Here is a 10,003-nt window from a genome sequence, read left to right as displayed (position 1 = left end):
CCCCCCCACCCCCCCCCCCCCCCCCCCCCGGGGGGGGGGGGCGGGGGGGGGGGGGGGGGGGGGGCGCCGGTGGCGCGGGCGCGGCGGCTACAGGCGGAGGCGGCGGAGCAGCTGCGCGTTGAGGGCGACGACGATCGTCGAGACCGACATCAGGACGGCTCCGAAGGCGGGCGACACGACGATCCCGAGCCCGATGGCGACGCCGGCGGCCAGCGGCAGGGCGACGACGTTGTACCCGGTCGCCCAGCCGAGGTTCTGCAACATCTTCCGGTACGTCGCGCGCGACAGCTCCACCGCCTTCGCGACCCCGCGCGGATCGCTCGACGCGAGCACGATGCCGGCGGACTCGATGGCCACGTCCGTTCCGGCCCCGATCGCGATGCCGACGTCGGCCTGCGCGAGCGCCGGGGCGTCGTTGACGCCGTCGCCGACCATCGCGACCCGTGAGCCGTCCTGCTGCAGGCGCGCGACCGCGCCCGCCTTGTCGCCGGGCAGCACCTCCGCGATCACCTCGCGGATGCCGAGCTGCGCGGCCACCGCGTCGGCGACGGCCCGCGAGTCGCCGGTGAGCATGGCGACGCGGATGCCGCGATCGCGCAGCGTGCGCACGGCCTCCACCGACTCCGGCCGGACGACGTCCGCGAGAGCGAGGATGCCCTCCACCCGGCCGCCGCGCAGCACGTAGACCACGGTCTGCCCTGCGCGGGCTGCGGCGGAGGCGGCGGTGGACACGGCTTCCCCCGCTTCCAGTCCGCTCTCGGCGAGGAGGCGGGGAGCCCCGACGACGACGCGCTCGCCGTCGACGACGGCCGCCGCCCCGCGCCCGCCGAGCGCCTCGAAGCCGGTCACCGGCGCGATCGTCAGCCCGCGCTCCCTGGCCGCTGCGACGATCGCGCGGCCGATCGGATGCTCCGCCGGCGCCTCCACAGCTGCGGCGAGCGCGAGGAGGGCGTCCGCGCCGGCGTCCGCCGGTCCGGCGCCGGCCGGGACGACCGCGGCGACGCCCTGGCGCCCCTCGGTGAGCGTGCCTGTCTTGTCGAAGAGGACCACGTCGACGGCGCGCGCATCCTCCATCGCGTGCCGGTCGCGGATGAGGAGGCCGTTGCGGGCGCCGAGCGCCGTCGAGATCTGGGCGACGAGCGGGATGGCGAGGCCGAGGGCGTGCGGGCAGGCGATCACGAGGACGGTGACGACGCGTTCGAGCACGAACCCGGGGTCGTCGGGGCGGAGCGCCAGCCACACCACCAGGGTCACGACGGCGACGGCGAGCGCGACGTAGAACAGCCAGGCGGCCGCGCGGTCGGCGAGGATCTGCGCTCCGGAACGGCTGGCATGCGCGTCGGCGACGAGCCGCATGATCCCCGCGAGGGCGGTGTCGCCGCCGGTCCGGCCGACGCGGACGACGAGGGACCCGCTGCCCGAGATGCTCCCGGCGACGACCTGCTCGCCCGGCCCGCGGGTGACGGGAGTGGACTCGCCGGTGAGCAGGGACTCGTCGAGGTCGCTGCGGCCGTCGACGATCTCCCCGTCGGCGGGCACGCTCGCGCCGGGGCGCACCCGCACCAGATCGCCGACGCGGAGGTCGGCGACGGGCAGCTGCTCTGGCGCGGCGTGCGGGTCGGCGACGCGCTCGGCCGTGTCGGGCAGGAGGGTGGCGAGCTGCCCGAGGGCGTCCTGCGCCCCCATCACGGCCGACATCTCGATCCAGTGGCCGAGCAGCATGATCAGGATGAGCGTGGCGAGCTCCCACCAGAAGTCCATGCCGGGCAGGCCCAGCGTGACGGCGAGGCTGTAGCCGAAGGCGACGGTGATGGCGAGGGAGATGAGCGTCATCATCCCCGGGCGCCTGCCCCGCAGCTCGTCGACGGCGCCGCGGAGGAAGACGAGTCCGCCGTAGAGGAAGATCGCGATGCCGAACACCGCGGGGATGTATTGGCTGCCGGGGAACCGCGGGCCGGAGAGGCCGAGGATCTCCTGCAGCCCGGGCGAGAACACCAGGGTCGGGATGGTGAGGACCAGCGTCAGCCAGAACTTGCGGCGGAAGACGGCGGGGTCGTGGCCGGCATGGCCGCCGTGGGCGTGCGCGCCGTGCGCGTCGTGACCGGCGTGCGCGTCGTGCGCGTCGTGCGCGTCGTGACCGGCGTGCGCAGCCTGCGTCTGCTGCGTCTCGTGCGTGTGGTGGAGGTGCTCGTGCGTCTCGTCCATGACCATCCGAACCATACCCCCACCGGGTATATTCCGCAACGGCCCGGCGCGGTTGCGCGCGGCTGCGGTTCGGTATTTCCTGGAGCCATGAGACTCACGAAGTTCGAACACGCCGCCCTGCTCCTCGAGGAGTCGGGAAGGAAGCTGTTCGTCGACCCGGGCAGCTTCACCTCGCCGCTCACCGACACCGCGAACACCGCCGCGGTCGTCATCACCCACGAGCACGCCGACCACTGGACGCCCGAGCAGCTGAACCGCATCCTCGACCGCAACCCCGAGGTGCCCATCTACGCTCCGGAGGGCGTGGCGAAGGCGGCGGCGGACTTCGACGTGACCGTCGTGCACGCGGGCGACACCGTGCAGGCGGAGCCGTTCACCCTCCGCTTCTTCGGGGGCCGGCACGCGGTCATCCACGAGAGCATCCCGGTGGTCGACAACCTGGGCGTGCTGATCAACGACGAGCTGTACTACGCGGGCGACTCCTTCGTCATTCCGGAGGGCGTGGAGGTCGACGTGCTCGCCGCACCCGCCGGCGCCCCGTGGATGAAGGTCGCCGAGACCATCGACTACGTGCTCGCGGTGAAGCCCCGCCGGAGCTTCCCCGTGCACGAGATGGTGCTCTCGCGGGCCGGCAAGGACCTCTCCAACAGCCGTCTCGCCTGGGCGACCGAGCAGGGCGGCGGCGAGTTCTTCCCGCTGGAGCCCGGCGACACGCTGGACCTGTGAGCAGCGCCCGGTGAGCACGAGCGCGGGCGACGGGCCCGTCGTCGTCTGGTTCCGCGACGACCTGCGCGTCGCGGACAACCCGGCGCTGCGCGCCGCCGCCGACTCCGGCCGCGCGGTGCTGTGCGTCTACGTCTGGGACGACGAGTCGCCGGAGGTGCGCGCGCCGGGCGGCGCCGCGCGCTGGTGGCTGCACCACAGCCTCCACGCGCTCGCGGAGCGGCTGGACGACATGGGCGGCGCCCTCACGATCCGCCGTGGCCCCGCCGAGCAGGTGATCGCCGGGCTGCTGGAGGAGACCGGCGCGGCGGCCATCCACTGGAACCGGCGCTACGGCTCGGAGCGGCGCCTCGACGAGCGCATCAAGTCGGCCGCCCGCGAGCGCGGGGTGGAGGCGTCGAGCTTCGGCGCGAACCTCCTGTTCGAGCCGTGGACGATCCGCACCGGGCAGGGCGGGCCGTTCTCGGTCTACACCCCGTTCTGGCGGGCGTGCCTGGCCGCACCGGCGCCGCGCAAGCCGGTGGCCGCGCCCGCCCGGCTGACCGCGGCCTCCCCCGTCGACGGCGACGAGCTGGAGACGCTGGGCCTGCTGCCGACGCATCCCGACTGGGCGGGCGGCCTGCGCGAGACCTGGCAGCCGGGCGAGCGGGCGGCGCACGAGCAGCTGCGGCGCTTCCTCGCGGATGACGTCGCGAGCTACGCCGACGAGCGCGACGTCCCCGGCGTCGACGCGACCTCCCGGCTGTCACCGCGGCTGCGCTGGGGCGAGCTCAGCCCGCACCAGGTGTGGCACGCGGCGGCGACGGCCCGCGACCGCTCGACGGCGAAGGGCGTCAGCACGTTCCAGAGCGAGCTGGGCTGGCGGGAGTTCGCGTACCACACGCTCTACGAGCACCCCGACCTGGCGACCGTGAACATCCACCGCCAGTACGACGCGTTCCCGTGGCCGCGCCTCCACCCCGCCGCGCTGCACGCCTGGCAGCGCGGGCGCACGGGCATCCCCCTGGTGGATGCCGGGATGCGCGAGCTGTGGCATTCCGGTGTCATGCACAACCGGGTGCGGATGGTGACGGCGTCGTTCCTGATCAAGAACCTTCTGATCGACTGGCGGCACGGCGAGCAGTGGTTCTGGGACACGCTGGTGGATGCGGACCCGGCGAACAACCCGTTCAACTGGCAGTGGGTCGCGGGCAGCGGCGCGGACGCGGCGCCGTACTTCCGCGTCTTCAACCCGGAGCTGCAGCGGGAGAAGTTCGACAAGCACGGCGACTACGTGCGCCGGTGGGTGCCCGAGTGGGACACCCCGGACTACCCGGAGCCCATCGTCGACCTGGCCGAGACGCGCCGGGCCGCGCTGGCGGCCTTCGACGTGGTGAAGAACGCGCGCTGAGCGCCGGCCCGTCCCCTCGTGGCGGCGGGGCGGGCGGTCAGCGGGCGTGGTCGGCGAGGATCTGGTCGACGTCGATGCTGCCGAGGATGGCGTCCCAGTCGAGGTCGCGCGCCTCCTGCGCCTTGTCCTCGTCGGCGAACACGCGGCCGCTCCGCTCGACGACGATGCCGTCGGGGAGGCGCCGGTTCACCTCGGCGAGGATGGCGTCGTCCACCGCCTCGGTGTCGAAGTCGGCGCCGACGCGCGCGAAGTAGTCGCCGGAGACGGTGTACGAGACGATTCCTGCTTCGATACGGGCCATGCGTCGCACCATACCCGCCGTAGGTGACGACACCACTCCCGCCGCGCGTACAGTGCGCGGCATGACCGATCGACACGACGAGTCCAGCGCCCCGGCGACCCACCACGGCGACGATCGCGACACCGATGCGCGCCCCGGCGGCCCCCGCGACGCGGACGAGCTGACCCGCCAGGTCGCCGAGCTGGGCGACACCGACGAGGACCGCCTGGACGCGGTGACCGAGCACAACGAGTCGCTGGAGGAGCGCCTCCCCGGCGACGACGAGCTCCCGCGCACGAAGGGGGCGCCCGAGCAGGGGTAGTCCGTTCCGGCGCGGCCCGTTGTGGGGACTGGGAGCCTCGGCCGCGCCCGGTTACGGTCGTGCGGTGGGAACCGAGCGGATGAGCGATCGCGCACCGGGCGCCGCGGTGATGGAGCAGGTGGTCCGGCTGCGGGCGGCGGCTCCGCCGCGCGGTCCGCTCGCCCGCCTGGTCGGCGCGCACCCGCTTCCGCCCGATGCTCGCCCGTGGTTCGACGGCGCACAGGGCGAGCGCGAGGTCGGCGCGCTGCTGCGGCGGCTGCCGGAGGGGTGGCGCACCCTGCACGCCCTGCCGGTCGGCTCCGGCGACGCCGACCTGGACCACCTGGTGGTCGGGCCGGGCGGCGTCTTCGTGCTCAACACCAAGCACCATCCAGGCGCGCGGGTCTGGGTCCGTGACCGGGCGGTCATGGTGGCCGGCCAGCGCCGGCCGTACGTCCGCAACTCCGATCTGGAGACGTCGCGCGTCCGCGGGATCCTCACCCGGGCGGGCATCGACGCGCCGGTGCGGGCCGTCGTCGTCATCGTCGGAGCGAAGGAGGTCGACGTCCGTCGGCAGCCGCGGCTGGTCGATGTGCTTCCCGCCGGCCGGCTGCTGCGCTGGCTGACCCGTCGCCCCGCCGTGATCGACGCCGACGTGGTGGAGCGGATCGTGCGGCTCGTGGACGACCCGGCGACCTGGGCCCGCGCCCCGCGACCGGAGACCGCGACAGCCGACGACACCGCCGCCCGCTTCCGGGCGATCGAGCGCGAGATCCGGAGCGCCCAACGGGTGCGGGTCGGCTGGATGCTCGCCGCGGCGCTCGGCCTGGTCGCCGTCATGCTGCCGGCGCTCTCGACCCTCTCGGCCCTGCCGATCCTGCCGCGCTGACGAGCGGCTACCGCACCTGCGCGGTCGTCTCCATCCGCAGCTCCAGCGCCCCGTCACCCTCGGTGAGCCGCAGCTCCACCGTGACCGCCGCCAGCTCGCCGAGCGCCGTGAGGTGCGTCCCTCCGCACGCGATCTCGACCGTGCCCTCCGGCAGCTCGCAGTGCCAGAAGCGGCGGTGCGAGAGGCCGTCGCCGTCGCGCGTGATCGAGACAGGGGCGCCGCTCGCGAGCCACTCCGCGAGGTCGGCGTTCACCGCGTCCTGCACCTCGGCGATCCGGCCGGGGAGCTCGGGGGCGGCGAAGCCCTTCTTGCGGAGGCTCTTGCCGATGCGGTACTCGTCCACCGATCCGCCCTCCACGATCCGGGAGGACGTGATGGCCAGCCGGTCGAAGTCGGGGCGGCCGCGGCCGTCGCCGGGCACGTCCTTCGTCCACAGCCCGGCGAGCGCGTCGTTCAGCGCGAGCGATGCGAGGTGGCACGCGGTGTGGCCCGCCGAGAGCGCCCGGCGGTACTCCGCGTCGACCGACACGGTCGCGGGCGCGCCCGGCTCCAGGCCGGCCGCGTCCTCCACCAGGTGGCAGACGACGAAGGTCCAGCCCTCGGTGCCCGTGCGCACGGGAGCGTCGCCCACGTGCAGCACGGAGCCGTCGGTCGCGCCCACCACGGCGTCCACGATCGGGCGCTCGACGCCGCCTGCGGTCAGCGTGCCGCGGTCGGCCGGCTGGTCGGGCCACACCGGGTCCAGCGCGTGGAACGCGGTGCGGTCGAGCAGCACGGCCGACCGGCCGTCGGCGAGCGCCGTCACGCCGACCACCGTCCCCTCCGAGACGAGGTCGCCGTCGGGGTAGGTGACGACGGTGTCGGCGGACGGGAGCGGCGTGGTCGGGAGGCTCATCCCTCCAGGCTAAGCGACGGCGTCAGTCCGCCGCGGTCAGCGACGCCACGTACTCCTCGTGCTTCGCCATCCACGTGGACACGGCCTTGTCGTAGTCCTTCGTCCCGCTGTTGAACATCGCGTTCTCGAGCGAGTAGAGGAGGTCGGAGTCCATCCGGAAGCCCTTCGCCCAGCCGGCCACCTCCGGCAGCTTCGTGGCGAGCTGCTTCGAGCCGATCGAGTGGAGGGACTCGGCCGCGCCGAGGGTGCCCTTCGGGTCCTTCAGGTCCTTCAGGTCGAACTCGTCGTAGGCCCAGTGCGGCCGCCAGAGCGTCACGGCGATGTCGTCGCCGCTCTTCATCGCGCTGGTCAGCTCGGCGAGCATGGCCGGGGTGGAGGAGGTGACGAAGTCCATCCCGTCGAGCCCGTACTCCGGGATGACCTTGTTCTGCGTCGCGTCGGTGAGCCCGGCGCCCGGCTCGATGCCGACCAGGCGGTCGCCGAAGTCGTCGGCGTGGGCGGCGAGCTGGTCGAGCGAGTCGATGGGCGCGTCCTTGTTGACCGCGATGGTCAGCTTCGCCTCCTCGTTCCATGCGCCGAGGTCGGTGAGCGCGTCGCCGTACTTCTTCAGGTACGCGGCGTGCGTGGTCGGCAGCCAGCCGTCGTAGGCGATGTCGTAGTCGCCCGTGCTGAGGCCGGCGAAGGCCGGCCCGGCGTCGGCGTACTCGAACTCGACGTCGTAGCCCTTCTGCTCCAGGACGTGCTTCCACAGGTACGAGACGGCCTCGCCCTCCGGCCAGCCGTTGAAGACGGCGATCTTCACCTCGCCCTTGTCGCCGCCGGCGCTGGAGGCCGCGGTGACGGCGGTGCCGCCGACCACGACGAGCACGGCAGCGCCGAGCGCGGCGAGCGCCCGCTTCGGCATCCGGAACCGGGCCCGGCCGACCGCGGCGGTCATCCGGTCGAGCACGATGGCGAGGATGACGACGGCGACGCCCGCCTCGAAGCCGAGCCCGACATCCACCCGGCTGAGCGCCTGCACGATGTCGCGGCCGAGCCCTCCTGCGCCGACCATGCCCGCGATGACGACCATCGAGAGCGACAGCATGATGACCTGGTTCACCCCGGCGAGGATCGACGGCATCGCCAGCGGCAGCTGGATCTGGCGCAGGATGCGGCGCGGCGCGGAGCCGAACGCGCGGCCCGCCTCCACCAGCTCCTGGTCGACGCCGCGGATGCCGAGCTCGGTCAGCCGCACGCCGGGCGCCATCGCGAAGACGATGGTCGCGACCATGCCGGGCACGACGCCCACGCGGAACAGGATGAGCGCCGGGATCAGGTAGACGAACGCCGGCATGGTCTGCATCAGGTCGAGCACCGGCCGGATGATCGCCGACGCCGCCCGCGATCGCGCCGCCAGGATGCCGAGCGGCACGCTGAGCGCGATGGCGATGGCGGCGGAGACCAGCACGAGCGCCAGCGTGTCCATGGCGTTGCTCCACTGGTCGATGGAGGCGATCAGCAGGAATCCGATCACGGTCCCCGCGCCGAACACCCAGCCGCGCAGCCAGACGGCGAGCACGGCGACGATGAGGATCACGCCCCAGAACGGCGGCGTCTGGAGCAGCCAGTCCATCCCCGTGTAGAGGGCGGTGAAGACGGCGCGGATCACGTCGAAGACCGGGCCGAGGGTCGTCGTCACCCAATCGACGACGTGGTCGGCCCACTCGCCGAGGGGCAGCCGGAAGGCGTCGGAGAGCGAGAAGGCCATCAGCGCGTCACCTCCAGCTCGGCGGCCGGCGCATCGGGCGCATCGTGGGCGGTCTCCCGCAGCACCGTCGTCATGGTGTCGACGGGCACGGTCGCCGGAGGCTCCACCACGACCGGGATCTCCATCGTGTCGCTCGACACGTTGCCGAGCGCGGCCAGCAGCGTCACGCGCGGGATCACCCCGAGCAGCCGCTGCTGCGCGTCGACCACCGCGAGCGGCAGGGCGCTGCCGACCGACGGCTCCACGAGCTCGCTCAGCACATCGTCGCGCGACACCACGGCCACGTCGTCGCGGATCACCTCGGAGAGGTCGCCGCGGCCCTCCCGCACCTGGCGCATCACGTCGCGGTCGCGCACGGCGCCGAGCAGCCGCCTGCCCTGCCCGACGACGAGGGCGGCGGAGGTCTGGAGGTCGCGCATCGTCCGCATGGCGGCGCGCGGTCCGCCCGCCACGGTCACGAGCGCCCTGGCCGGCTCCATCACGCTCGCGGCGGTGAGCACGCGGGCGCGGTCGACGTCTTGCACGAAGCTCGCGACGTAGTCGGTCGCCGGGTCGGTGAGGATCTCCTCCGGCGTGCCGGTCTGCACGATCCTGCCGTCGCGCATGACGGCGATCCTGTCGCCGAGGAACATGGCCTCGTTGAGGTCGTGCGTGATGAACACGATGGTCTTGCCGAGGGTCGCCTGCAGCTCGATCAGCTGCTCCTGCATCTCGCGCCGGATCAGCGGGTCGAGGGCCGAGAACGCCTCGTCCATCAGCAGCACGTCGGTGTCGGCGGCCAGCGCGCGGGCGATGCCGACGCGCTGCTGCATCCCGCCGGAGAGCTCGGACGGCAGCTTGTCGCCCCAGCCGGAGAGGCCGACCAGCTCCAGCACCTCGGCGGCGCGGGCGCGACGCTCGGCGGCCGGCGTGCCCTGCACCTCCAGGCCGTACGCGATGTTGTCGAGCACCGTGCGGTGCGGCAACAGGGCGAAGTGCTGGAACACCATCGAGATGTGGCGGCGCCGCACCTCCCGCAGCCGCTTGGGCGGCACGCCGGTGATCGGCTCGCCCATCACGCGCACCTCGCCCGCAGTGGGCTCGAGCAGCCCGTTCAGGAGGCGGATGAGCGTCGACTTGCCCGAGCCGGACAGGCCCATGACGACGAAGATCTCGCCGCGCCGGACGCTCAGGCTCGCGTCGATGACGGCGGCCGTCCCGAGCCCGGTCAGCTCGGTGCGGGCGGCGCCGTCGCGGAGCCGGCGGACGGCCTCCTGCGGCTTGCGCCCGAAGACCTTGAAGATGTTCCTCGCTTCGACAGCCAAGGGTTCTGACACGTGTTTCTCACTCCACAGTGCGCGCCTGCTCGGCGCGGGCGCGCTCGATGGTCGCGCCCGGGTCGTCGGCGTGCTGCGGCACAGGCGACTCCAGCGCGGACTCTCCGCACGAATCGCACCGCCGGCGCGACCATCGGGGTGCGCCCACGCCAGCCGACCGTACGGTCGGAAGCGGGCCGCTCAGCGGCCACGCGCCCCCTTCCGCGGGCTGGGTTCACGGCCCGCGCAGCGCTGTCGGAGCGCCGCGGGGGCGT

At 73.6% G+C, this 10,003-nt stretch carries 9 protein-coding genes; 4 read left to right on the top strand and 5 right to left on the bottom strand.

Annotated features, from left to right (window positions below):
* Positions 1-87: 87 nt before the first annotated feature.
* Positions 88-2,205: a copper-translocating P-type ATPase gene (locus ACR9ZG_RS02715; RefSeq protein ID WP_481283284.1), complete on the bottom strand. Its 2,118-nt coding sequence runs from the start codon at positions 2,203-2,205 to the stop codon at positions 88-90.
* A gap of 87 nt (positions 2,206-2,292) precedes the next feature.
* Between ACR9ZG_RS02715 and ACR9ZG_RS02710 the strand changes: the two genes are divergently transcribed.
* Together ACR9ZG_RS02710 and ACR9ZG_RS02705 are read left to right on the top strand one after the other, a co-directional pair.
* The gene (locus ACR9ZG_RS02710) at positions 2,293-2,931 is read left to right on the top strand and encodes an MBL fold metallo-hydrolase (RefSeq protein WP_481283283.1); all 639 of its coding nucleotides are present in this window, start codon (positions 2,293-2,295) and stop codon (positions 2,929-2,931) included.
* 10 nt (positions 2,932-2,941) lie between these two features.
* Positions 2,942-4,318 carry a cryptochrome/photolyase family protein gene (locus tag ACR9ZG_RS02705; RefSeq protein WP_481283282.1) on the top strand — a complete coding sequence of 459 codons (1,377 nt, stop codon included), beginning with the start codon at positions 2,942-2,944 and terminating at the stop codon, positions 4,316-4,318.
* 37 nt (positions 4,319-4,355) lie between these two features.
* On the opposite strand, the gene ACR9ZG_RS02700 is transcribed toward ACR9ZG_RS02705, so the two are convergent.
* On the bottom strand, positions 4,356-4,619 hold the full coding sequence (locus ACR9ZG_RS02700) for a hypothetical protein (RefSeq protein ID WP_481283281.1): 264 nt from the start codon (positions 4,617-4,619) through the stop codon (positions 4,356-4,358).
* 61 nt (positions 4,620-4,680) lie between these two features.
* Here ACR9ZG_RS02700 and ACR9ZG_RS02695 point away from each other — a divergent pair, with 61 nt between their 5' ends.
* A complete protein-coding gene (locus ACR9ZG_RS02695; protein ID WP_481283280.1) occupies positions 4,681-4,920 on the top strand; it encodes a hypothetical protein in 240 nt (79 codons plus the stop codon).
* Positions 4,921-4,999: 79 nt separating this feature from the next.
* Positions 5,000-5,788 carry a nuclease-related domain-containing protein gene (locus ACR9ZG_RS02690; protein ID WP_481283279.1) on the top strand — a complete coding sequence of 263 codons (789 nt, stop codon included), beginning with the start codon at positions 5,000-5,002 and terminating at the stop codon, positions 5,786-5,788.
* 7 nt (positions 5,789-5,795) lie between these two features.
* On the opposite strand, the gene ACR9ZG_RS02685 is transcribed toward ACR9ZG_RS02690, so the two are convergent.
* The 3 genes from ACR9ZG_RS02685 to ACR9ZG_RS02675 are packed head-to-tail and all read right to left on the bottom strand — an operon-like array spanning position 5,796 to position 9,749.
* Positions 5,796-6,683, bottom strand: coding sequence for an alanyl-tRNA editing protein (locus ACR9ZG_RS02685; RefSeq protein ID WP_481283278.1), 888 nt, complete (start codon positions 6,681-6,683; stop codon positions 5,796-5,798).
* Positions 6,684-6,705: 22 nt separating this feature from the next.
* Complete coding sequence (locus ACR9ZG_RS02680; protein WP_481283277.1) at positions 6,706-8,433, bottom strand: ABC transporter permease/substrate binding protein; 1,728 nt, start codon at positions 8,431-8,433, stop codon at positions 6,706-6,708.
* Entirely contained in the window at positions 8,433-9,749 is a 1,317-nt protein-coding gene (locus ACR9ZG_RS02675) for a quaternary amine ABC transporter ATP-binding protein (protein ID WP_481283276.1), read from the bottom strand. The genes ACR9ZG_RS02680 and ACR9ZG_RS02675 overlap by 1 nt, the downstream gene beginning before the upstream one ends.
* Positions 9,750-10,003 lie beyond the last annotated feature (254 nt).

It is taken from the genome of Leifsonia sp. KNZ12-8B (assembly GCF_056755495.1).
The sequence above is the reverse complement of the archived record's forward strand: the minus strand, read 5'-3'. Positions and strand labels throughout refer to the sequence as shown.